Annotated in this window: 22 protein-coding genes; 10 read left to right on the plus strand and 12 right to left on the minus strand. The window is 59.9% G+C overall.

Features of this window, described 5'->3' with window-relative positions; all coding sequences use genetic code 11:
* Position 1: 1 nt before the first annotated feature.
* Genes LHJ54_RS01635 through LHJ54_RS01665 form a run of 7 tightly spaced genes read right to left on the minus strand, consistent with a single transcriptional unit; the run spans position 2 to position 9,982 of the window.
* Entirely contained in the window at positions 2-757 is a 756-nt protein-coding gene (locus LHJ54_RS01635; protein ID WP_228242044.1) for a M48 family metallopeptidase, read from the minus strand.
* Positions 754-4,038: a type I restriction endonuclease subunit R gene (locus LHJ54_RS01640; RefSeq protein WP_228242049.1), complete on the minus strand. Its 3,285-nt coding sequence runs from the start codon at positions 4,036-4,038 to the stop codon at positions 754-756. The genes LHJ54_RS01635 and LHJ54_RS01640 overlap by 4 nt, the downstream gene beginning before the upstream one ends.
* On the minus strand, positions 4,035-5,582 hold the full coding sequence (locus tag LHJ54_RS01645; RefSeq protein WP_228242051.1) for an SIR2 family protein: 1,548 nt from the start codon (positions 5,580-5,582) through the stop codon (positions 4,035-4,037). The genes LHJ54_RS01640 and LHJ54_RS01645 overlap by 4 nt, the downstream gene beginning before the upstream one ends.
* Positions 5,579-6,814: a restriction endonuclease subunit S gene (locus LHJ54_RS01650; RefSeq protein WP_228242056.1), complete on the minus strand. Its 1,236-nt coding sequence runs from the start codon at positions 6,812-6,814 to the stop codon at positions 5,579-5,581. The genes LHJ54_RS01645 and LHJ54_RS01650 overlap by 4 nt, the downstream gene beginning before the upstream one ends.
* Positions 6,811-7,845, minus strand: a complete 1,035-nt coding sequence (locus LHJ54_RS01655; protein WP_228242058.1) for a virulence RhuM family protein — start codon at positions 7,843-7,845, stop codon at positions 6,811-6,813. Before LHJ54_RS01655 ends, LHJ54_RS01650 begins: the two co-directional genes overlap by 4 nt.
* Positions 7,845-9,362, minus strand: coding sequence for a type I restriction-modification system subunit M (locus LHJ54_RS01660; protein ID WP_228242059.1), 1,518 nt, complete (start codon positions 9,360-9,362; stop codon positions 7,845-7,847). The genes LHJ54_RS01655 and LHJ54_RS01660 overlap by 1 nt, the downstream gene beginning before the upstream one ends.
* Entirely contained in the window at positions 9,359-9,982 is a 624-nt protein-coding gene (locus LHJ54_RS01665; RefSeq protein ID WP_228242060.1) for a restriction endonuclease subunit S, read from the minus strand. The genes LHJ54_RS01660 and LHJ54_RS01665 overlap by 4 nt, the downstream gene beginning before the upstream one ends.
* 461 nt (positions 9,983-10,443) lie before the next feature.
* On the opposite strand from LHJ54_RS01665, the gene LHJ54_RS01670 reads away from it, so the two are divergent.
* From LHJ54_RS01670 to LHJ54_RS01685, 4 genes are all read left to right on the plus strand, one after another.
* Complete coding sequence (locus tag LHJ54_RS01670) at positions 10,444-10,650, plus strand: AlpA family transcriptional regulator (RefSeq protein WP_228242062.1); 207 nt, start codon at positions 10,444-10,446, stop codon at positions 10,648-10,650.
* A complete protein-coding gene (locus LHJ54_RS01675) occupies positions 10,647-10,841 on the plus strand; it encodes a helix-turn-helix domain-containing protein (RefSeq protein ID WP_228242064.1) in 195 nt (64 codons plus the stop codon). The genes LHJ54_RS01670 and LHJ54_RS01675 overlap by 4 nt, the downstream gene beginning before the upstream one ends.
* 195 nt (positions 10,842-11,036) lie before the next feature.
* A complete protein-coding gene (locus tag LHJ54_RS01680; RefSeq protein WP_228242067.1) occupies positions 11,037-11,900 on the plus strand; it encodes a pentapeptide repeat-containing protein in 864 nt (287 codons plus the stop codon).
* The gene (locus LHJ54_RS01685; protein WP_228242069.1) at positions 11,852-12,826 is read left to right on the plus strand and encodes a hypothetical protein; all 975 of its coding nucleotides are present in this window, start codon (positions 11,852-11,854) and stop codon (positions 12,824-12,826) included. Before LHJ54_RS01680 ends, LHJ54_RS01685 begins: the two co-directional genes overlap by 49 nt.
* A 57-nt stretch (positions 12,827-12,883) precedes the next feature.
* Here LHJ54_RS01685 and LHJ54_RS01690 read toward each other — a convergent pair whose 3' ends face one another.
* The 4 genes from LHJ54_RS01690 to LHJ54_RS01705 all read right to left on the minus strand — a co-directional run bounded on the left by LHJ54_RS01690 (position 12,884) and on the right by LHJ54_RS01705 (position 16,424).
* Positions 12,884-14,038 carry a site-specific integrase gene (locus LHJ54_RS01690; RefSeq protein WP_228242070.1) on the minus strand — a complete coding sequence of 385 codons (1,155 nt, stop codon included), beginning with the start codon at positions 14,036-14,038 and terminating at the stop codon, positions 12,884-12,886.
* Between the two features lie 252 nt (positions 14,039-14,290).
* Complete coding sequence (locus LHJ54_RS01695) at positions 14,291-14,959, minus strand: DUF2490 domain-containing protein (protein ID WP_228242071.1); 669 nt, start codon at positions 14,957-14,959, stop codon at positions 14,291-14,293.
* A gap of 79 nt (positions 14,960-15,038) precedes the next feature.
* The gene (locus LHJ54_RS01700; protein ID WP_228242072.1) at positions 15,039-15,716 is read right to left on the minus strand and encodes an OmpW family protein; all 678 of its coding nucleotides are present in this window, start codon (positions 15,714-15,716) and stop codon (positions 15,039-15,041) included.
* Positions 15,717-15,818: 102 nt separating this feature from the next.
* Positions 15,819-16,424: a phosphoribosyl-AMP cyclohydrolase gene (locus tag LHJ54_RS01705; protein WP_228242073.1), complete on the minus strand. Its 606-nt coding sequence runs from the start codon at positions 16,422-16,424 to the stop codon at positions 15,819-15,821.
* 190 nt (positions 16,425-16,614) lie between these two features.
* On the opposite strand from LHJ54_RS01705, the gene LHJ54_RS01710 reads away from it, so the two are divergent.
* Genes LHJ54_RS01710 through LHJ54_RS01725 form a run of 4 tightly spaced genes read left to right on the plus strand, consistent with a single transcriptional unit; the run spans position 16,615 to position 20,839 of the window.
* Positions 16,615-17,718, plus strand: a complete 1,104-nt coding sequence (locus tag LHJ54_RS01710) for a sensor histidine kinase (RefSeq protein ID WP_228242074.1) — start codon at positions 16,615-16,617, stop codon at positions 17,716-17,718.
* Positions 17,718-18,380 (plus strand): response regulator transcription factor, encoded by a 663-nt coding sequence (locus LHJ54_RS01715; protein WP_228242075.1) that lies wholly within the window; start codon positions 17,718-17,720, stop codon positions 18,378-18,380. Before LHJ54_RS01710 ends, LHJ54_RS01715 begins: the two co-directional genes overlap by 1 nt.
* Before the next feature lie 3 nt (positions 18,381-18,383).
* Entirely contained in the window at positions 18,384-20,372 is a 1,989-nt protein-coding gene (locus tag LHJ54_RS01720) for a PAS domain S-box protein (RefSeq protein WP_228242077.1), read from the plus strand.
* The gene (locus LHJ54_RS01725; protein WP_228242079.1) at positions 20,357-20,839 is read left to right on the plus strand and encodes a response regulator; all 483 of its coding nucleotides are present in this window, start codon (positions 20,357-20,359) and stop codon (positions 20,837-20,839) included. The genes LHJ54_RS01720 and LHJ54_RS01725 overlap by 16 nt, the downstream gene beginning before the upstream one ends.
* A 36-nt stretch (positions 20,840-20,875) precedes the next feature.
* On the opposite strand, the gene LHJ54_RS01730 is transcribed toward LHJ54_RS01725, so the two are convergent.
* Positions 20,876-21,643 (minus strand): glutaredoxin, encoded by a 768-nt coding sequence (locus LHJ54_RS01730; protein ID WP_228242084.1) that lies wholly within the window; start codon positions 21,641-21,643, stop codon positions 20,876-20,878.
* 302 nt (positions 21,644-21,945) lie between these two features.
* Between LHJ54_RS01730 and rplM the strand changes: the two genes are divergently transcribed.
* A complete protein-coding gene (gene rplM / locus LHJ54_RS01735) occupies positions 21,946-22,425 on the plus strand; it encodes a 50S ribosomal protein L13 (protein ID WP_228242086.1) in 480 nt (159 codons plus the stop codon).
* A complete protein-coding gene (gene rpsI, locus LHJ54_RS01740; protein ID WP_228242088.1) occupies positions 22,425-22,943 on the plus strand; it encodes a 30S ribosomal protein S9 in 519 nt (172 codons plus the stop codon). Before rplM ends, rpsI begins: the two co-directional genes overlap by 1 nt.
* The last annotated feature ends 140 nt before the right edge of the window (positions 22,944-23,083 follow it).

A 23,083-nucleotide genomic window follows, 5' to 3' on the forward strand; every position in this document is an offset into this window, starting at 1 on the left:
GCTATTGACGCAATACCGTCCGATCAAACACTGGTTCGTGTCCCGCGAGGACCAATTCGGCGAGCGAGTCCAGCTCCCGTTTTGCGCCCTCCCAAGTGGGCATCTGCTTGGCGAGCATGTCGAAGAAGCGCTTGCTGTGGTTGTGTTCGACCAGATGACAGAGTTCGTGGAGAATGACGTATTCAATGCAATGACGTGGTGCCCGTATGAGTGCGGGGTTCAAGTAAATCACCCCGTCCGGGGAACAGCTACCCCATTGCGTCCTCATGCGCATAAGTTTCAGCGGTGGGTGTGCTTCGACCCAATTCAACCGGCCTGAGATTTCCGAGAATTTGTCGCTTAGGTATTCGTCCGCGCGCGCATCATACCATGCGTTCAATCTGCGTCTGACGGCGGCTCGATCAGCCACTGGGAGGGTTACAACGAGCTTGCCTCGCAAGAGTTTGACTTCAGAAGGCTGCGCGCTGTTCTCGTTGACGATGAGCTTATGCCGCCGCCCCAGATAGAAGTGCGTCTCGCCGCTCACATATTCACGCGGTAGCGCCATTCGCCGTGCGGTAATTGCTGCGTTTCGGTGCTGGAATATCCATCTTGCGCGTCGCTGGGCCGCCGCCCTGATCTGACCCGTTTCCTTATCGCTGGGTGCTTCGATTTCGACATCACCGTTGGGGTAAACATGGATGCGGATGCGGCCCGTGACAGCTGCGGTTTGTCGAACGAGGCACGACACCTCTTGATCGCCGTATCGGACAATCATGTTTTTGCGCCACTTCCACGCGTAAGGCCAATGCGGGTTACCTCGACAACCTTCTCTGTAATAACCTTTGCCTTGTCCAAGCCCGTCAGGCCGAACAGGCGCGGCAACAAAGCTTTTCGGATAGCCGCTTCAATGTTTGCCGGGTTGAGCGAGTTTTCTGCAATGGCACTCTCGACGGACTTCTCCATGTCCAGCGCTGCCTGGATGAATTCCTCTTGCTCATCCCCCTTTGCGAGCTCGTCCCCTATCTCCAACCGGATAATCCCGAAATAGGCGCTCGCATGGCGGCGACCTGCGAGGCGTTTAGGCAGGTCATCGATCAACTTGGAGGCGAGCTTTTCCTCCAAATCCTTGAACAGGATGTATTGCTTGTAAGGGTGGTCGAAAAGCGCAGATGCTTCCGCAATGGCCCGCTTGAGCAGATCGGAAAAGAACAGCTGCGCATAGGGATCGTCGGCCAGTTCCTGCTCGATCGTCTTACGGACTCTGGATCGGATGATGTCAGTTTCGTTGCGTGTTTTCTCAGGGGACCAGGTTTCGGCGGCCTGCTGATTTCCAAGCTCGTTGACAATCAGAACGCCGTCCACGTTCTCCACGTCCTCGCCCACAACATAGCGATCGACCAGTCTCCTGATCTGATCCTCGTATGCGCTGTAGTCGACGGTTTCCTGTGCGTCCTGCTTCACGATCTTGCGCAGGTTAGTGAAGAACTTGAGGTCTCGTTTGTATTCCGCAATCTGTCCTTCGGTGATTGATGTGTCTTCGAAGAACGAACGCGATCCCAGAGCAATCTTCAGGCACATGCCGTAGGCTGTCAGAGCCTCGTAGAAATCTTCCCTCAGCTTCTGGTTCAGGTCGATAGGTGTTCCATCCTCGCTCTCGCGGGTCTGCGGAACCAGCAGCTGTCGGTACTGCTCGATATCGGCCTTGTTCTTGACCGGCTTGAAGATTGCCCAGAGGTCGGCGTGGAGGCTGGGCAATCGCTTATACTCGGTGCTGACATCGGCATAGAGTTCGTCAATGTCGTCGAGATCGAAGCCGCCTTGCGTCCGTTCGGCCAGGTCCTGATATTCCGTGAGCGCGGTATCCAGCGCCTTCAGAATGCCCCGATAGTCAATGAGCAAACCATACTTCTTCTGCTCATGCAGCCGGTTCACGCGAGCAATGGCCTGGATCAGATTGTGCTGTTCGAGTTTCTTGTCGATGTAGAGAACGGCGTTGCGCGGCTCATCAAATCCGGTGAGCAACTTGTCGACCACAATCAGGATGTCGGGTCGGCCCTCTGTCGAGAAATCCTCGATCACCTGGCGCTCGTAATCCTCGGCGTCGCCTTTGACGTTCTCCTTCCACCATTGCAGCACCTCAGGAAGCTCTGCCTCGTCGACCTCCGAATGGCCCTCGCGGGTATCAGGGGGCGAAATGACGATGGCGCTGCTGACCAGACCGGTTGCATCCAGCGCCTTCTTGTAGCGGATGGCTGAGCGCTTGGAATCGGTCGCCAGCTGACCCTTCAGACCGAGATCAAGATCCTTGAAATTTTCCTTGAAGTGGGTCGCGATATCGAGGGCGATAAGATTGATACGGTCGCCAGAGCCATAGACCGCGCCCTTGGTCCCGAACTTCTTCTTGAGATCGCCCCTCTGCTCATCGGAAAGGGCAGCGGTGACCTTCTCGAACCAGTTGTCGATCGCTCGTTCGTTCACGTCGAGGATCGGCTCGCGTTCCTCGTAGAGCAGCGGCGTCACCGTGCCGTCCGAAACGGCGTCCTTCATCGTGTAGGCGTGGACGATGCGCCCAAACTTGTTTGCCGTCTTGTCGTCCTTCAGCAGCGGAGTGCCGGTGAACGCGACATAAGCAGCGTTTGGCAAGGCCTTGCGCATCCGCTCGTGGTTTTCGCCACCTTGGCTGCGGTGGCCTTCATCGACCAGCACGATCATGTCCGCGCTGTCGTTGCGACATTCGGCGTGCCGCGCCGCGCTGCCGAACTTGTTGATGATCGTGAAGATGATTCGCTCGGTGCCCTTCCCGATGCGCTTGGCCAGATCGCGGCCCGATTGCGCCTTGGCCTTGCCCGCATCTTTCGAACCAATGTCCGAGCCGAAGGCTCCGCCGGTCAAGAAGTTGCCTGCCAGCTGCTTTTCCAGATCGCGGCGGTCGGTCACCACGACCAGACGGCACGCCTTAAGCTTCTCATGCAGCAGCAGCGCCTTGCACAGCATCACCATCGTGAAGCTCTTGCCCGAACCGGTGGTGTGCCAGATTACCCCGCCCTCGCGCGCGCCATCCGGCTTGATCCTGCTAATCTGGTCGAGCAGCGCGCGGATGCCAAAGAACTGCTGATGGCGCGCGACGATCTTGTCTACCTTGCGGTCGAACAGGACGTAGGAGCGGACGAATTCCAGCAGGCGCTCTGGCGTGCAGAGGCCGATCAGCAGGCGGTCCTGCGCGGTCACGGCCTGCTCGTCGCTCCACAGGTGCTGGAAGTGGTCGCGCACTTCGCGCACATGGTTCCTCAGGATCGCCGCCCGCGGATCGATTTTCTTTGCAGCGTTCTTGATCTGGCGGAAATGGTCCTCGGAGAATTCTTCCTCGCGCCACTGCGCCCAGAATTTTCGCGGGGTCCTAGTGGTGCCATAGCGGCCATCGGTCATGCCGATCGACAACAGCAGGTGGGCATAGGCGAACAAGTGCAGAATTTCCTCTTGCCCCTGGTTGCGGATCGTCTGGCTGATGCCTTCGTCCACCATCGACTTGTTGGGATTGCCGCTATCGGGTCGCTTGGCCTCGATCACCAGCAGCGGGATGCCGTTGACGAAGCCGACGATATCGGGTCGCCGCGTATGGGTGCCCGGCACGGCGAGCACTTCCATCTCCTCGCTCGCCACGAAGCTGTTCGCCAGCGGGCGCGCCCAATCGATAATCGGCACGGTGACGCTGTGCTTCTTGCCATCGACGAACTCGGTGACGGTGACGCCCAGCGTGATGGCGTTGTAGAGCTTCTCGTTGGCGGTGATCAGCCCTTCATTGAGCGCGGGCGAAGTCAGCTCGCGGACGATCTGGTCGATCGCATTGGTCGAAAGCGGATAAGTCCTCCCCTTATAGTCGAACGTCCGTCGCCGCAGTTGCTCGACCAGTACATCGCGCAGCACCACGCCCTGATTGCCGCCGCGCGCCACAAGACAATTTTCGGGCGAGAGGTAATCCCAGCCCAGTGAAACCAGCGTTGCGAGGGCCGGAATATGGGAGCTGTAAAGCTCGGCGGTGTTGGGGGTGATGGTCACTCCGCCAGCGCTTCTTCAAGCTCTACAAGGATTTGCTCAATCCAGGTTTTGCCATCGGCAACTTTCCGCGTCTCACGATCGACACGGATAATGTGGATGCGTTCGCGAACCGAAGTTGGCAGCCTCATCTTCTCCTCGAGTGATCTCGTCAGACGATCGTTCGTCATCGAACCTGACGGCACTACCCAGAAGAACTGACGCCCCTCCTCCTCGATCAGCTGGCGGAACAAGCCGTTGATGTGATTGTCATCGATGTTGAAATTATAGCCGATGCCCACAATCGCGTCCCCCGCCTTGAGCTTGTCGAAAAGCTCCACGTAACGACGTGACATGTTGATTGAAGTGAGTGGCTTCACCCCACTTTGCGTAAGCATGAAAGGGACATGGATTTGGTCTGTCGGTACGGAGCCGTCCGGGCAGGAAATCACTGTATTCTTATACGGATTGTAGAAATCGTTCACACTGCCATTCAGGTGGTAGATCGATTCTGACGACACCTTATCGCCCGCGATTTCCTCGACTAGGTTGTTGTAATTTGCCGTTCCAACAGCGCTGACCTCATGGCCGGCTTCGATCATTGACAGCAGGTCATGGTAGTAGCCAGCGCTATCGGTGTCGACCTTACCCTCAAGCTGCTTCACCATGTAATTCCGGGTCGTATTGAGGAAGATCACCATCTTCGTGAATTTGGCCCAGTCCTCCCTTGGAGAGTACAGGTAGCGCCAGTGGCTATCGATGAGCGACTGGTAGTCGAGCACTTCGGTAAAAAGGATTTCGAGCACCTCGCGCAACAGCGCGAGGATCATATCCGCCAAAGTGGATTCGTCATTTATCTCGGTTTTCCCGCCGGATTTGAGCAGCAGCTCAAGCGCGGTGTTTCCGATCTTGTCGAATTCCAGTCTGAATAGGCCGCTGATGTCATCAAATATCGTGAGGTCGTCGGGCGCTTCGGTGAAGATTTCCTGGTTCACCTTCTGCACAAGCTCCTGACCGTAGGCGCCGATCAGAAGCTGCAAGATCGAAGTCGCGTACTTCTCGATCTGAGCGGTGTCGCCTTCCTTGCGGATGACATCGAGAACAGCTGAATAGAACTCAGACTCAAATAGCTTCACATTGTCCGAAAGCGCCGGATTGACCTTGATGGCCTGGCTGTAAGTGCTTTCCCCATACGATTTTCCGGTGAACGCCTCGAATGCCTCGGCGAAGCGATCAGCGTCAATTCCGCACGCTTCACGTGCTCGGGTGTGCAGGTCGTCAAACGCATTAAGGCGCTCGACGATGATGCCTTTGCGATATTCGATCGACGATTCAATCAGCGCGCGAAATTCGGTCTTGCCGAAAGCGTGAATCCGCTTGTTCCAGTACTTCTCGGGAAGCCACTTCGTTGCATAGATCGAGTACTGGTCGATGCCCTTCAGCAGCTCCCGAAGGGCTTCCTTCTCTGCCGTGTTGTCCTGACGGAAGAGATCGATAGCGAACTTGCCGCCAAGCGGCAGGCCGTATGAAACCTCCGCCCCTGCACCGAAGAAGAATCCAAGTTTCATGCGTTTTCGCTTTCCGGGAGTTTGACCCGCCGTTTGCCGGTGAGCAGTTGCTGCATGAGCGCGGTCTTTTCCTGGCGAAGGGCGGTGAGTTGGGCTTCGTAGGCGGCTTCAGTGGCCGCGATTGAATTGACGGCCTTGCTGATTGCTTGCTGTTCCTCCAATGGAGGTAACAACAGCGTGATCCTGGCGAATTCCTTCCAGCGCAGACTCCCGCGCCGGTCGACAGAAGCATTGGTCGCGGCAGCGAAAATCTGACGATAGCGATCTGTCTTCAGCAGTTTGTAGAGAAAGCCGTCATCCATGGTTTTATCGGCAGCGAAGACGCAATAGATCGGGCTGACAATCCCGGCTTCGAACAAGTCCTGATAGCCGATCGAACCTTCCTCGATATGGTTCGAGGGGAAGCCGAACGTGCCACGCCGCATGACTTTGTAGTTCGACGTGTCATCGCTGTAGACCTTCTTCTTGAAGTAGGTCAGCGACTCCACCATCCCGTCATATTTTGAACAGGACAGGACGGGGTAATCGGCCTCATCCCCGGCGCGTTCCGACACTTCCCTCGCGACATCGCCAATGTGCAGCTTGCGCCACTCGCCAGAAAAGCCGGGGAGGCGTTTTTTGGGTGGGGTGGTGCCTTGCGGGAGCAGCTGCTGCATCAGCGCCTGTTTCTGCGCGCGGGCGTTGGCCATCAGCGCCTCGACCGTCTCGATGGCGCGGTCCCAAGCCTCTGCGGCGTCAGCTATTTGGCTTTGAACTGTCCTAGTTGGGTAGAAAAACGTGAACTTTTCGACATCTGCGATATTCAACCCAGGCTGTGCCCCACCTTTAATCGCGCGGTAAACCGCATGTTGCCCAAACCGACTTTCGAGCAGGGCCCGGACATAACGAAAGTCGAATCTGTCATGGTCAACTGCAATACGCGCGGTGGTCTGCGTGATATTCGCCCCGTCAAGCCAATCGGGAACAGTTGCGACGTTGCCCGTTCCTGCCCCGACAATCGTCAAAATTAGGTCGCGGGGCTTTACCTTGGATCGCTTGTAGGGGCGGTCGATTGCCTCCGAGACACGGAAGAAATCTTCAAGCTCGACCCAACCGAACGAATAATCTTTGCCACGAATGAGCGGTATTCCGCCCGCCTCGAATTTTCCGGGCTGAACGATACCGTAGCAAATCTTTCGCCCCTTCTGGACTACATCCTTCAGCTGGATGGACTGCCACCCCTCAGGAATCATTTCGCACCGTCCTTGCCCTTGGCGGGCTTGTCAGCGGCGAGCTTCTTCACCTTGGCGGTGGCTTCAATGAAATGCTGTTCGACCGCGCTCGGCGCGTTGATCGTGCGGGTGTGCCAGCGGTCGTATTCGGTATCGACATGGCGCTGCGCCTGCTTGGCGGAAACCCGACCCGCGCCGTCGAGCAACGGGTGATCGCCCAGCTTAAGGAAGTCGTCCAGCTTGGCGATCCAGTCGGCCATGTGCATCGGCTTGCGGTTCTTCGCCATGGCCTCGGCAAATTCGAGGAAGGCGACGGTGATGCGGTTGAGTGTTTCCATCTCGTCATCCGCCAGGTAATTCTTCGCCACTTGCGCATCCTGCTTGGTGGGCAGGCGGCCCTTCTTCTCGCCGGTCCAGCTGGTCAGCCCCATCATCGGCTTGGCGCTGTCGGCTCGCGCCAGCTTGGTTTCCGCTGCCGTCTGGCCATGGGCAGCGTGGTGCATCTTGTTCTGCACCGTCTGGAAGAACTGCGTGCTCGCCTCCGCCCTGGGATCATAGTCCACGGCGGTGGCGTAGATATCGAGCACCTTCTTGTAGAACAGCTTTTCCGACGCGCGAATGTCGCGGATGCGGGCGAGCAGCTCTTCGAAATAATCGTTGTCCGGTTCCTTCAGGCGCTCGTCGTCCATGACGAAGCCCTTGACCAGATATTCGCTCAGCGCCTCCGACGCCCAGCGCCGGAACTGCATCCCCCGCAGCGACCGCACACGGAAGCCAACGGCAAGGATCATTTGCAGGTTGTAGAGCAAAATCTGGCGGGAAACCTTGCGTTTGCCCTCAGTTTGAACTGTCAAGTTTTCTTTGACAGTTGCCTCTTCCTCCAGCTCGCCCTCGTCCAGAATGTTCCGGACGTGGAGACTGATGCTCTGCTTGGTGGTCTGGAACAGCTCGGCCATTTCGGCTTGGCTCAGCCACACGCTGCCGTCGCTCGCCTGAAGGCGGATGACGGTGACACCGTCCTCCGTCTGGTACTGGATGATCTCGCCAGCCATCAGTAGCCAAGCTCCTTGAGGTAGCCGTCCATCTTCTCCTCCAGCGTGGCCAGCTCGGCCTTGAGCTTCAGCCGCTCGGCACGGACGGCGACCAGGTCGATCTCCTCCTCTTCCTCGAAGGTATCGACATAGCGCGGGATGTTGAGGTTGTAGTCGTTTTCGGCCAGTTCCTCGGGCGTGGCGAGATAGGCGTACTTGTCGACCGTCGCACGGTTGCGATAGGTCTCGACAATCTTCGAAACATGGCTGTCCGGTCCAGTCGTGAGCTGGTTCTGGTTCTTGCCCGACTTGAATTCGCGGCTGGCGTCGATGAACAACACCTTGTCGTCAGCCTTTGTCTTGCGGAAGATCAGGATGCAGGCCGGAATGCCTGTGCCGTAGAACAGCTTTTCCGGCAGGCCGATCACCGCTTCGAGCAGGTTTTCCTCGATCAGCTTCTGCCTGATCTTGCCCTCGCTCGATCCCCGGAACAGCACGCCATGCGGCGCGACCACGGCCATGCGCCCGGTCTTGGGCTTCATCGTCTCGATCATGTGGAGGATGAAAGCGTAGTCGCCCTTGGTCTTGGGCGGCACGCCGCGACGGAAGCGCCCGAACCGGTCATTCTCCGCCGTATCGACGCCCCACTTGTCGAGGCTGAAGGGCGGGTTGGCGACGACGACATCGAAGTGCTTCAGCCGGTCCTCGGCGTCGAGCAGCTTGGGGTTGCGGATGGTGTCGCCCCATTCGATACGATGATTGTCCTCTCCGTGGAGGAACATGTTCATCTTGGCGAGCGCCCAGGTGCTGCCGATCGATTCCTGGCCGTAGAGCGCATATTTCTTCGAACCGCCGAACTTGGCCTGCACGCGGCGACCGCACTTCATCAGCAGCGAACCGGAACCGCAGGTGGGATCGCAGGCTTCCTCGCCCTCGGCCATGTCCATGATTTCGGCCATCAGTTCGGAAACTTCAGGCGGGGTGTAGAATTCGCCCGCCTTGCGACCTGCATCAGCGGCGAAGTTCTTGATCAGGAATTCGTAGGCGTTGCCGATCACGTCCAGATTGCCAATGCGCGAGGGGCGCATGTTCAGCTCTGGCCGCGAAAAATCCTCCAGCAGGTGACACAAGATGTCGTTCTTTTGCTTCTCCTCGCCCAGCTTGTTGGAGTTGAAGCTGATGTCCTGGAACACGTCGCGCAGCTTGCCGACGTTGGCCTCTTCGATGGCGTGCAGCGCCTTGTCGATCCGCTCGCCATTCCCCGGTTCGTGCCGCGCCTTGTAGAGCGTGGTGAAATTGGCGGATTCCGGCAGGACGAAGCGCTCGTTCGTCATCAGTTCCGCGATCAGCTCGGGCGTGTCGCCATACTGCTTTTTGTATTCGTCGTAGTGGTCCTGCCATACGTCCGACAGGTACTTCAGGAACAGCATGGTAAGGACGTAGTCCTTGTAAACGTCGGCAGAGACCGTCCCGCGAAAGGTGTCGCAGGCGGCCCAAACGGCCTTGTTCACTTCGTCCTGTTTGATCTGATCGTTCATGATGCTCTCTGTTCCGGGCGCTGAAAGGCAGGTGCAAGCAGCTGTTGGGCAATGGCCGTCATTTCGGCGGCTCTGTTGTCGATAAGTTGGGTCAGGATCGCGCGTTCGCCGCGCACAGCCAAATCAAGGTCGGCGATATGCTGCTGCTGCGGGAGCGGCGGAATGGCGATCGGAAGATTCTCGACCACCTCGCGCTTGAGATTCAGGATGTAGGAGCCGGTCGCGCCCGCCGCGAAGTAGTCCTGCGCAGGCTTCTGCATCATCTGCCAAGCTAGGAACTGGGGGAGGATCGCGTCGGTTCTGACGCGAATGACAAAGAAATGCGGTGAGCAAACGACCTGTTCGTCGCGTTCCTCGATGCAATAGGGGAAGTTGCGTCCACCGCGTGTGGAGAGGATGATGTCACCAGGCCGCAGAAATGCTTTCGCAGATTCTCGTGGCAGTTCGATACGCGCAAGGCCCTCCCAATCGATCCCGGTTTCGGGATCGGCGTTGCGCATTTGAATTACGGCAACGTCGCCTTTGGGAAGGGCGTCGATCTTGCCACGGAAGGGATAGCCCGCCGAAATCGACGCAAGGTCAGCGAGCAAACCCAAATCATATGCGTCAAACCGCTTCATGCGAGTCATTTGCTCCAAAATGGCGGCGCTGTCAATTCTAGGTGCATCAACCGAATTGATGCTGCATTCGTGGCCCTGGTTTACAGTTTCGGCAGAACACTAAGCAAGGCTATGCGTTTTGGCCCTTTCGCAAACCAGCCGCACCCTAACTCCTGCATGGAAGCGCGAATCATGTAGGTCTGACCTCACGCATTTTTCAGCAACGATAACGCCGCCAACCATCGAGCATAGCCAGCGGATTGAGTTCCGCGACGGGGTGAGAAAAATCTTGCGTCTGATCAGCTTGCCAATCTCAAGTCCGTGGTTGTCCCGAAAGATGCGTAGTTGTCCTGCTTTCCAAACTACAGCTGCATTTGGGTGCGCATGAAGCCCGTTCTGTTTGCCCAACATCCTTGAGTTGCGCCGAAAAGTTCTCATTATGTTCCGGTGAGGGGCCGCCAGTATCAAAGTGAGAATGCCCCATGTCGAATACCGAACGCATTATCCGCCTCAAGACCGTGCTCGACCGCACCGGCCTTTCCCGCTCCACCATTTATCGCAAGATCGCCGAGGGCACATTCCCGTCGCAGGTCAAGATCAGCATCCATGGCGCGGGTTGGCACGAGTCTGCCGTCAATCGCTGGATCGCCGATCCCGCTCACTATCGTGAAGAGGAACCGGCGGAATGAGCGGCCATCAGCCCGTCGAGCCGATCTGCGTCAGGATCAATGAGGCTGCCCGCATGATCGGCATCGGGCGCACGAAGCTGTACGAGCTGATCTCAACAGGAGAGCTCGAAACGGTGAAGATCGGAAAGGCAACGAGGGTCACCACAGCCAGCTTGCGCGAATTGGTAAAGCGTCGGCGGGTCGCAAATTGATCTCGTTGACCGCACCAAACGCGGTTAGTTGCCCTTCCGCACGATGACTTTGCAGCTTTTGTGCATGAAAATGGCCAATCCTGACCTGTTGCCTCGTCACTGCTTCGTAGGGGTAAATCGAGTCGAGCAACGTAAAGGCCCGCCTTTACTCAACGTCTCTAGACATTGGCCTCGCAATCTGCCCATAAATTTCACATGCTCAGCAACTTTTTCAGACTGGATGGCACCCCCACCACTCACGATGAAGGAAATGCTATGCCGAGCATGTCTCCTGGCGACGAAGTCACGAATATGCTCTTTAGAGGGACGAAATGGGGCCGTCCTCGCATGGCAATAAAAGGCGTGACGTTCAGGAACGTTTCCATCGCAAACATGGAACTGTTCAAGATTACTTTTACGAACTGCCATTTCGAAGACTGCATCTTCAAAGGTAGCCGATTCCATGAAGTCGAGTTCCACAAATGCAAATTCGTCAACTGCAATATGTGGAAGAGCAAATTCGAGCAGTGCTACCTCGATCCCCTGACAATTCACCTGGACGAACGATATAAAGTGGAAGCGTCAAACGTTGGCGTCACTATGTACCATTCGCTGCTCGCCAACTATGCTGACGAAAGGCAAGACGCATTCTTTGCGATAGCTGACATCGAGTTCCGCCGCTGGAAAAGATATCAACTATGCTACGAAATAAGAAAGAAAAATATTGACTTCCTTCCGGGTCACTGGGAGCGCTTCAAGAGTTGGGTATATGACGTATTAGCCGGGTATGGTTATAAACCGGTGCGGCTCTTCATTTTCACAATCATTGGCTTTCTCTCGATCTCTGTCTTCAATCATTTTGTGATTGGAGGTGACCTGCTAGTAAACGGCGAACGGCCACCCAGTGCCTCGTTTGTTGATAGCATTTATTATTCTTTTTCTATCCTCACTGTCTTGGGGTTTTCAACAGTCGTTCCCGACGGGTCATTCGCAAAGCTTTTGACCACCTTCGAAGCTTTGGCCGCTATAGGATGGCTGGCAATTTTCACGTCGGTGCTCGTGAAGAGGTTCCTGCGATGACGCGAACAAAGAAGATGGAGAACCGTGCAGCTTCGGAAGCTCTTTTTGGCTCATGCGCGAGAGGAGACACTGATCGACTAAGTGATCGTGATTTTCTCATCGTCGATGATGATGTGGCAGTCCTTCGAGCGCGAGCGATGTCGCTGAAAGCAGAGGGTGTATCGGTCGCATCGTACACCTTCCGAAAGTTAGAAGCGCTCGCGGAAAGGGGCGCGCTGTTTCTTCAGCATCTGCGATTGGAAGCCTCGATCGTCTCAGACAGAAACGAACGCTTGGCCAAGCTTCTTGACGGATTCCGACCGAACGAATGCTACGATCGTGAAATCCGCGACAATTCTAATCTAGCGGCGCTCATCACTACGATCCCTCCGGGGCCGAACGCAGAACTTTGGGCGGCCGATGTTCTCTATGTGACAGTCCGCAACTTCGGCGTGCTTTGGCTCGCCAGCCGAGGAAGGCATCTTTTTGCTTACGATCGCATCCTTGAGGCACTTCAAGAGGAAGGTCTTCTCCACGCCGCTGGCATCTCGACCCTCCGACGACTTCGTTTTCTCAAATCGTTGTATCGCAGCGATGACTCAGCCACGTCAGGGACTGTTATCAGAATGATAAGAGAAGCCCTAGCTGGACTGCCAGAGGAGTACTTCCCGAGCGCTATACGTACCGTGCCAGCCGGAGAAGTCTTGGCTGGACCCAGTCCCGCAGACGGTTCGCCTGCTTATCTCCAAGTGCGCGACCTCGAAAAACGAATCATTGCTGCCCGTTTCTTGGGCTGCAATCGGTTCGCTGATCCAGCGCTAACATCTTTGAACGAGTGGGTTCGAAACCCCCGCGCCTACGCTAACCTCAGCGCATCCAAGGCCCCAGAACTGCGAAGGAGACTTGCGGCACTTGGCGACATTTCACAGATTGTTCGTAATGGGTGAACATTTCGCAGCAAGCCAAATCCGGAAAACTTGGCTTCCAGTATGATGTTTGCGGTCTTAACCCCTTGGCTTTGTGGCCTCTAGGTAATCTGCCCACATCGCCATCAGCTCGCGCCGCTTGTCGAAGAAGTCGGTGCGGCGATAGGCCGCTTCGACCTGGTTGCTCAGCTTATGCGCCAAGGCCTTGTCCGCCACTTCCTTCGGAAAGTCGGTCTTCTCCGCCGCCCAATCAGTAAAGGCGGAACGGAAGCCATGGACGGTCGCGCCCTTGATCCCGGCATCGCGCAATAGCTTGGTCATTGTCATGTCGCTGATGGGCTTTTCGCCATTGTTCGAGAAGACAAGTCCATCGTCGCTCGTGCGCAGTTTCCAGCGCCGACGCAGAATGGAAACGGCTGCCTTAGAGAGCGGAACCACATGCGTTTCCTTTGCTTTCATGCGCTCGCCGGGGATGGTCCAGACCGCCTTGTCGAGGTCGATTTCGGTCCAGACGGCCTTGCGCGTTTCGCTCGACCGCACGGCATTGTAGATGGTGAAACGCAGGGCATCGCGGCCCGATGTGGGTGATGCGGTGGCCAGTTCTTTTATGAACGTCGGAATGTCGGCATAGGGCATGGCCTTGAAGTGCTCGACCTTGTCGGTCTGGCGCGGCAAGCCTTTGCGTACTGAGCGCAGCGCGGCCTCTTCTTCCCGCCATCCCTTGATATGCGCGAAGTCGAGCACGGCACCGATGCGCTGCAAGATCTTGCGGGCGGTATCGGGGATTTCGAGCCAGATGGGCGTGAGCACCTCGACCACGTGGGTGCTCTCCACCTGATCGACAGGCTTCCTGCCAATCAGCGGGAAGACGTGGTTTTCCATGCAGGAAATCCAGTTTCGATAGTTCTGGTTCTTCCAGCCGTCCTTCAACGCCTCGTAGCATTCGCGCGCTGCGGTTTCGAAGCTCGGCACTACCTTGCGCGACTTCCGTCGTTCGGCAACCGGATCGATCCCAGCGCGAACCTGGCGGCGCAATGCGGCTGCGGCGTCTCGCGCCTCAGTCAGCGTCACATCGAGCGCCGATCCCAATCCATAGTCGCGTCGCCTGCCGTTGTGCTGCATCCGCAAGACCCAGCTGCGGGAGCCGCTCTCCTTCACGAAAAGACACAAGCCACGGCCATCAACGTAGCGACCGGGCTTGGCGTTCTTCACCTTCAATGCTGTCAGTGCCATAGGTTATACACACCATAAAATTGTTCCAACTTTCGACCCCACATGGTGATCGAAATGCAGGCAAACGGGGGCGATCAACCGTGAACACGGTAGAAGACAAATCCCTGATTTTACAGTGTAGTTAGGGACGCCCCGAAACTGGCTGCGACAGAAGTTTTAGCAATGTCGGGTGCGCCAATTCTCCTGTCACAGATCGCTCATCATGCGCCTAATGCTAGGCGAAGATGCACATTTGGACCGGGCCCCCGCCGCTCAAAAGGAGAACTCAACCCCGATGATCGGCGCGTGACCGACCTCGTCCGGGCCGCCGCTTTCGAAATCCTGCTGCCGCAGGTAGGCGAGGCTCAGGGCAAGCCGGTCGTTCACTTCGTAACCCAGGCCGATCTGGGTGCGCAGTCCGGTCAGTCCTTCGTCGCTGTCCCGGTTGTTGCCGCGCAGGGTCCAGAACAGCTCCGCATCGGTTTCGAAGCTCCAGCGGCCCTCCTCGTCCAGCGGGACGGCCGCTCCCAAACGTGGGCGCAGGCGCAGCCCCATTCGGTCGGCTCCATCGACGAGGCGCTGTTCGAGGCGAAGGCGGGTGCGAAGGATGCCATGCCGCGTGGTCATTTGCTGCAGGAAGCGCGTTTCGTTAGCGGCGCCGTCGTTGATGCGCCGCTCGATTGCCCCGCTGAGCGTGTCCGCATCGCTGACATCCTGATTGAGCCACAGCCGCGCAAAATAGGTGTCAGGACGTCCATCGCTGGCGCTGCGAAAACGCTGGGCCGTCTCGATCTCCAGGCCCGTATTGTCGTCCAGATCGAAGCTGGCGGAGGGATTGAGCCAGAACTCGAACGCGTCGTTGTGGTCTTCGGCAAGGGCGCAGGCCGGCGCAGTCAGTAGCGCAAGGCCGATCAGCCGCGTGGCGATGTGGGGCAAGCTCATTCTCCTACATCATGGACATCCTGGCGCGAAGCGGCGCGGCCTGTCGGCCCCACCTCGCGCCTATCTGTCGTAAAAGGCATCAGAAGCGGTAGGTGAGCCCGCCGCTCAGCACCCATGGATCGAGACGGTGCTCGGTCTGCAACGCGGTTGCACCGCCGGCCCGGAACGTGGCGGTGGTGTCGATGAAGTACCGCTTGGCATCGAGCGACAGGCCAAGGCCGCGATCATTGAGGGCAATATCAACCCCGCCCTGCAGCACGAAGCCGAACTCATCCGACAGATCCACACTTGTCGCACCGAGCGCCGCGGCAGCCGCCCCGACATCCTCGCCGAAGATGAACCAGTACGTCGGACCTGCGCCGACATACGGCTTTATGCCTCCATCAAGCGGCAGGTGCAGCTTGGCGGTGACGGTCGCAGGAAGGATGATGGCGTTGTCGACCAGTTCGGCGCCCGCCAGCGCGCCGGTGCCGCGCACGTCATGCGGCGTGACGCAGCAAATCGTCTCCAGCGAGAAATTAGGCGACAGGAAGTATTCAAGCGCGATGGTGGGAACGACCGAGTCGGTCGCGCGCACCTGCGATCCGGCGGGAAGCGGAATGTTGTCGATCCGCACATCGGTGATTTCTCCGTCAGGCAATACGCCGGTGACGAAGCCTTTGAGCTGAACGGTGCCGGCGTCCTGAGCCAGCGCCGGGGTGGCGCAAGCGAGCGCGAGCGTTGACGCGGCAAGCGCGCCGAAAGTCTTGACGGGCATTGGAATGCTTTCTGTGTCTGTCCGCCTGACCGGCGGCGTTTATCGGGATGGTCCGGCCGCAGGCGGGGGGACAAGCGCCTGCGGCCGGACTGCCATGCCGGGTCAGCCCGGCTGATACGGCAGTGAAGAGTGGTGCAGCATGATACGCAGCCTGCCGTCAGGTCCGCGTACAAAGCCCCAGGTCTTGTCAACGGTTGTGCGGTTGCCCTGCGCATCGGTGAACGTGACCAGACCCATGGAAATGGCGGAATTGCCGGTGATGACGATGCCGGTGTTCTCCACGGCGTACTGCCGCCAACCCTTCAACGCGAACCCGGTATCGCCGGCGTAATTGGTGTTACCGCCGACGAAGTAGGCTAGCGCGCCCTCGCGGTCGGTCCGAAAGGTCTGCGGCGCCACCGTCAGCGTCGGCTTGAACAGCACCGGGCCCATGTCGTAGGCATAGGCGGTGTCGATTGCCTGTTCCGCCAGGCGGGTGGCAGCTTCCCGTCCCTCGCGGTCGTAGGCGGTCGAGATCGCGACCAGCGCGTCGCCCCACTGGCGCTGCGCCGCCTCCACCTCTGCCACCGTGATGGGCGCGTAAAGCGCGACCGCTTCACCGGTGGTTTCAACAGTGGTTGCCCGGGTTTGCGCCAAGGCCGGCGCAGCGATCACCGTCAGCGGCACGGCGGCGGCCAGGGCAAGGGCGGTTGAGCGAAAATACTTCATGTGCTGTCTCCATTTCGTCACCGTCCCGCGCGAGCGGACCGATGGGTGGATTGATCTGCTGGGGGACAGGTGTCCCTTGGCCGGGTGGAGTTAAGCAGCGACGCGCCCGTCGAAATCCGCCGCTCGGCTTGCCTTCCGGCCTAGGCCACATGGCCTATGCACTTTACGGACGACCAGTTAGGTTGCCCCCATGCGACACGAGCTTGCCGCCCTGTCACCTCAGCTTGAAACCATCGCGGAGCTGCGCGAGCTTTATCGCGCGGCCGAAGCGCGGGCCGCTCGCATGCGGTTGCTGTCCATGGCCGGCAGGGAGCTGGCTGAGGCAGATGCCACCAGTATCGAGCCCGTTCTGCGCCGCTGCGCCGAACGCGTGGCATTCTTCCTCGGGCGCCAATCTGCTGCAGTCACCTTCGGTCCCGCAGGCGACGGCATCGCCATCACTGCCCCCGGTCCGCGGCGCGAGCCGCTGGCGTGGCTCAGCGTGGCAGGCATCACCTGCGCCGACGACATCGCCGATCAGGAGGATCGCGACGCCTTCGCCATGCATCTTGAACTGATGGGGGCGACCATCGACCGTATCCGGCGGGAAGAGGAACGGGCCGCTTTGCTCGCCGCCCTGCGCGAACGGGAGCAGCGGCTCGAACTGCTGGTCGGCAGTATCTTTTCCGCGCAAGAGGAAGAACGAGGCCGCGTCTCGCGCGACCTGCATGACGGCGTCGCGCAAACAGCGACCGCGCTGGCGCGCATGCTGGAAGGCGCGCGCGCCGGGCAGGAAGAGGATCTTCCCGCAGCGGAGCGGGCGCGCCTGGCTGCGGTTGCCCGGCAGCTGGTTGCCGAGCTGCGCGGCGTGATCGGCGGGTTGCGCCCGACACTGCTCGACGATCTCGGTCTGGAAGCAGCGCTCCGTGCGCTGGCGGAGGGGCTGGAAGCGGACGGGTTCACGGTGCGTCTCGCGATTGCCCAGCTTCCTGCAAGAATGCCGCCGCCTGTGGAGACCGCGTTTTTCCGGGTGGCGCAGGAAGCGTTCACGAACATCCGCAAACACGCCGGCGGATCTTGCGCCGTCACCGTTGAACTGCGTCAGAGCCCCCTTGATGCCACGCTGTTGCTGCGGATCTGCGACAGCGGCTCAGGTGTCGGGGAAAACGTTTGCCCGCAGGATACGAGGCAAGGTTTGCACGTAGGGGTGGACGGCATGCGCGAGCGGATGGCCGCCATTGGCGGCAGCCTGGACTGGCGTGCGGGCAAGGCAGGCGGTGTCACTGTGACGGCGCGACTTCCGGCGAGGGCATAATGGACGCAAGCCCGCCTCGCGACCGACCCCGGATCCTGATCGTCGACGATCACCAGCTTGCCCGCGAGGGGCTGAAGGCTGTGCTCGCAGGCAGCGGGGCGGACGTGGTCGGGGTCGCTGCCACCGGCGAAGAGGCGGTGGAACTGACGCAATCGCTGGTGCCGGACGTCGTACTGATGGATGTGCGGCTTGGGCCGGGTATCGACGGGCTTGAGGCAACGCGGCGGATCGCTGCGCTGGACCTGCCCGTCAAGGTCCTGATGCTGACCCTGCACGAAATGCCCGCCTATGTCCGCGAAGCGCTGTCGGCGGGGGCGGCAGGTTATGTTCTGAAGGATACCGCAATCGGTGACCTGACGGCGGCGATTGGCCAGGTTCTTGCCGGCCAGTCGGCGATTCCGCTCGACCTCGTCAATGCTGCCCTGCGCGATACCGCTTCTCCGGCACGGGCCGGGGATCTGCGCGACCTGTTGACCGCGCGCGAGCAGACAGTGGTTGAACTCGTTTCGCAAGGCATGACCAACAAGGAGATCGCCCGGACGCTGGCCATCAGTCCCGCCACGGTCAAGGCCCATGTGGAACGCATCATCGGCAAGCTGGGCGTCGCCGACCGCACGCAGGCCGCCGTGCTGGCGACGCAACTGCGTGCAGCGCACGGATAACCTGTGACCACCGCAAGGCGCGCCAGATCGCTGACCCGGTTCTGGTCGGACCGGCCGCTCGCGTTCAAGGGGCTCGTGGTGGTGGCCCTGCCCCTTGCGGTGCTGCTGGTCGCGCTGGTGTCGCTTTATCTGGCGAGCATGGCGGAGGCGCGGGCGGAGGCAGACGTGCGCCGCGCCTTTGCCATTCAGCGTGATGCCTATCAGGCGCACGCAATGCTGGCGGAGGCGGCGGCCGGCGTGCGGGGATACGTGCTGACCGGCGAAGAACGCTTTCTGCAATCCTACGCCCAGGCCGAGGCCCAGCTGCCGCGCATCATGGACCGGCTGGACACCACGATCCGCGATCCGATCGTGCGCAGCCAGTTCGAGGAACTGCGCCGGCTTTCCGTGCGCAAGCGTGACGGGTTGGCGCAGATCGTCCTGCTCGTCAGCGATGCGGCAGCGCCCCGGACCGATGACGACGCCCTGACGGCTGCGCTGACGGCGAACAAACTCGTTCTCGACCGCATGCGGCAGCAGATCGAGGATCTCCAGCAACGCGAAAGCGTGCTGCTGAACCAGCGCATGTCGCGCGTAGAGGCGGTACGCGACCGCTTTCTCGCGGTGACCGCGGTCAGCGCGGTGGTCGGGGTGTTGGGCAGCCTTGCGGCGGTATACCTGTTTTCGACCGGCATCGTGCGCCGTGTCCGCATGCTGGAGCGCAACGCCGGCAAGCTGGCACGCGCCGAGCCGTTGGCCGACCTGCCGGGCGAGGCGGACGAACTTGGCCGGCTCGCCCGCCGCCTGACCCGTGCCAGCGCCCTGTTGCGCGCCCGCGAGCACGCGCTGCGCGAGAGTGAAGAACGCTTCCGCCTGGTGGTGGAACAGGTCCGCGACTACGGCATCTTCGCACTTGATATCGACGGAACGGTGGCCAGCTGGAATCTGGGGGCAGAGCGGATCAAGGGTTGGACCTCGACGGAAATCCTTGGGCAGCATTTCAGCCGGTTCTACCCTCCCGAAACCCGCGACGACGTGCCGCAGAAGATGCTGGCCCAAGCGCGGCAGGCGGGCACGGCAGAGGACGAGGGCTGGCGATTGCGCAAAGACGGCTCGCGGTTCTGGGCCAATGTGGTCATCACTGCGCTGCGCGATGGCGAAGGGAACTTGCGCGGCTTTGCGAAGGTGACGCGCGACATTAGCGAACGCCGCCGGTCCGAAGAGGCCCTGCGGCTGGCGCGCGAGGAGGCGATCGCCGCCAACCTTGCCAAAAGCGCATTTCTGTCGCGCACCAGCCACGAACTGCGCACCCCGATGAGCGCCATTCTCGGCTTCGGGCAGTTGCTGGAACTGGACGAAGAACAGTTTGCCGAGCAGCACCGATCGGCGATTGGACAGATCATGAAGGCGGGGCGACATCTGCTGGCGCTGATCAACGACCTGCTCGATATTTCCAGCATCGAGGCGGGCGGTGCGGAACTTGCGCTGGAGCCGATCGAGATGGGTGCCCTTCTGGAAGAGGTGTACGGCCTCGCCGCGCCCATCGTGGCGGCGGCGGGGCTCCGCTTCGACCTTGCGCCCTGTGACCAGCTTGCAACCGCGCTCGCCGACCGCCGCCGCGTCATTCAGGTGATCCTCAATCTTGTGGCCAATGCGGCGAAGTACCACCGCACCGGGACGCGCGTTCGCCTGTCCTGTCGCACAATCGCCGGCGCGGTGCGGGTCGAGGTAGAAGATGACGGCGCCGGCATCCGCCCGTCCGCTGTGCCGCGGCTGTTCACCGCTTTCGACCGGCTGGATCAGGAAGATCGCGCCCGGGTGGAGGGAACAGGCCTGGGCCTCGCGCTGTCAAAAAGCCTGGTGGAGTCGATGAACGGGGCCATCGGCCACGAAGCGGCGAAACCGGGCGCGCGGTTCTGGTTCACCCTGCCTTGCGCGGATGCGACTGCCCGCGACCCAGCCACCGATGCCGCAAAATTCCCAGGGGAGCCATTTGCATGTCCGCAAACCTGATCAGCGGAGCCGAGATACAGTCTCGTCGGATCCTCGTGATTGATGATGAACAAGCCAATGTCCTGCTGCTGCGCAGCCTGCTGGAACGGGAAGGGTATCGCGAGATCACCTGCCTGACCGATCCGACCAAGGCGCTGGCGGCGTATGTCGATCTCGACCCGGATCTGGTCCTGCTTGACCTGATGATGCCCGAGATGGACGGGTTTCAACTGCTCGAAGCGTTTGCCAGGCACGATCGCCCTGACGAGTTTCGCCCCGTCCTGGTCCTGACGGCCGACACCACCCTGCCCGCGCGGCGGCGAGCGCTTGCACTGGGAGCCAAGGATTTCGTGTCAAAGCCATTCGACGTCATCGAGATCGGCCTGCGCATCGCCAACCTGCTGGAAACGCGCATTCTCTATGAGAGGTTAAGGATAAGCGAGCGATCGGGGCAGGCTTGCACTGGACACAACGCGCCAGAGATCTGACAGGCGTTGAAACGGTGGCGGGTCCCCGTCGCGGGATCAGACCGCAATCCAGCCTAGCGCCCTGCCGCCCATCCACAGGCCCATGCCGATCATGAACAGGTTCTCCGTCAGCGACACGAACCCCAGCGGCACATTGCTGTTTCCGCCGACGCAGGCGCACCTCAGCTCCCGCTTGTCGATGTAAACCGCCTTGAACACGCTGATCGCGCCGATCGTGCCGATGAACAGTGACACGGGGACGGAAACGATCGGCAGCGCGTGCGCCACCATCAGAACGCCCGCCAGCCCCTCGCCAAATGGATAGATGTAACCATAGCGCGGCCACCGCCGCGCCAGCAGGTCGTAGTTGAGAAACATGGTCGAGAAGCTGCGGACGTCCTGCAGCTTCTGCACGGCGAGCAGGCACATCGAAACGCTGACGAACCATTCAGCCGCCTGGACGGTGAACACGTTCTGGAACACGTACCAGCTGATCGCCATGGCCACCAGCAGGGCGATGCCGAAGATGGCGATCACCGGCTGGTAGCTGAGGTCACCCTCCTTCGACACGGATTTGCCGAAATGCGCGCGAAGGTCGTCGTAACCGCCGATCCGCACTCCATTGATAAAGGTCTGGGGCGTGGTCTGGACCTGATACTGCGCTTTGAAGGCATCCGTTTGCGCGCGGGTGGCAAGATGATGATCGTCGATCGCGAACCCCTCCCGCTTCAGCAGATCAATGGTCTTGATCCCGTAGGGGCAGATGTGATCCGGCATGACCATGCGATAAACGGTGGCAGTCCGCGCCTCTTGAATGGCAGTCATCTTGCGTCTCCGGGTACGGCGAACAGCATGGGAGAATAGATGCAGTTCGACGGGGAAGATAGAAGCCATCGGGGCCGCTGCGCCACCGCCTGGAAGCTGCTAGCTATGTCATAGGGTATTATTTTACCTTGCCGGTGAGTGGCGGATTGACTTGACTTCCGAGCATTTGCCACGCAAACGGCCGCGGTCAGAGCCGTCACCTCCCCAGGGTGCGGGCTACAACATCAGCCGCCATGCCAGCATGCCGCCGGGCCTCACGCGCGGGGGTGACGCATGAAGGCGAACGGATACAAGGACCAGCCATGAAGGCGCTTCACAAGACCACGCGGTCGATCAAACCGGCCGAGGTGGAAAAACAGTGGCATCTGATCGATGCGGACGGCCTCGTCGTGGGTCGGCTGGCGGCGATCGTCGCCAATATCCTGCGCGGCAAGCACAAGCCGAGCTACACTCCGCACGTCGATTGCGGCGATCATGTTGTCGTCATCAATGCCGACAAGGTGCGCTTTACCGGCAACAAGCTTCAGGACAAGCGGTACTACCGCCACACCGGTCACATCGGCGGCATCAAGGAAACCTCGCCGGCCAAGGTGCTGGAAGGCCGCTTTCCCGAACGGGTTCTGGAAAAGGCTGTTGAGCGCATGGTGCCACGTGGCCCTCTCGGCCGACAGCAGATGAAGGCGCTGCACCTGTACGCCGGGACAGAGCATCCCCATGCCGGACAGGCTCCTGCCCAGCTCGATGTTGCCGCAATGAACCGCAAGAACAAGGCGACCGCATAATGGCCGAAGATACGAAAAGCGTGTCCGATTTGTCGGACCTCAAGGACATCGCGGGCAATGCGCCCGACGCGGGTGCCGCCGATGTTGCCCGTTCCTCCGACGCGCCGCTGCGCGAACAGGAACTCGACGCCCAAGGCCGGGCCTACGCAACCGGTCGGCGCAAGGACGCGGTTGCGCGCGTGTGGATCAAGCCGGGCAAGGGCACGGTCACGATCAACGGCCGGGATCAGGAACAGTTCTTTGCCCGCCCGACGCTGCGCCTCATCATCGATCAGCCGTTCGCCATCACCGAACGCCAGGGTCAGTACGATGTGATTGCCACCGTCAGCGGCGGCGGCCTGTCCGGTCAGGCGGGCGCCGTGAAGCACGGCATCAGCCAGGCACTGGCAAAGTTCGAACCCGCGCTGCGTTCGACCGTCAAGGCGGCAGGTTTTCTGACCCGTGACCCGCGTGTTGTGGAACGCAAGAAGTACGGCCGGGCCAAGGCGCGCAAGAGCTTCCAGTTCTCCAAGCGCTGATCCGGCTGGTTTTCCCCGCTTCTTCGAAAGGGCGGCTCTTCGCGGAGCCGCCCTTTTTCGTTGGCCCGGCCTGGTTGCGCCGCTCATCGTCCCTTCGGCATCAGTCCACTGGAAAGTGGCAAACGTCGCGCGACTGTAAC

Source organism: Porphyrobacter sp. GA68 (genome assembly GCF_022605525.1).
In the GTDB taxonomy this organism is placed as follows: Bacteria; Pseudomonadota; Alphaproteobacteria; order Sphingomonadales; family Sphingomonadaceae; genus Qipengyuania_B.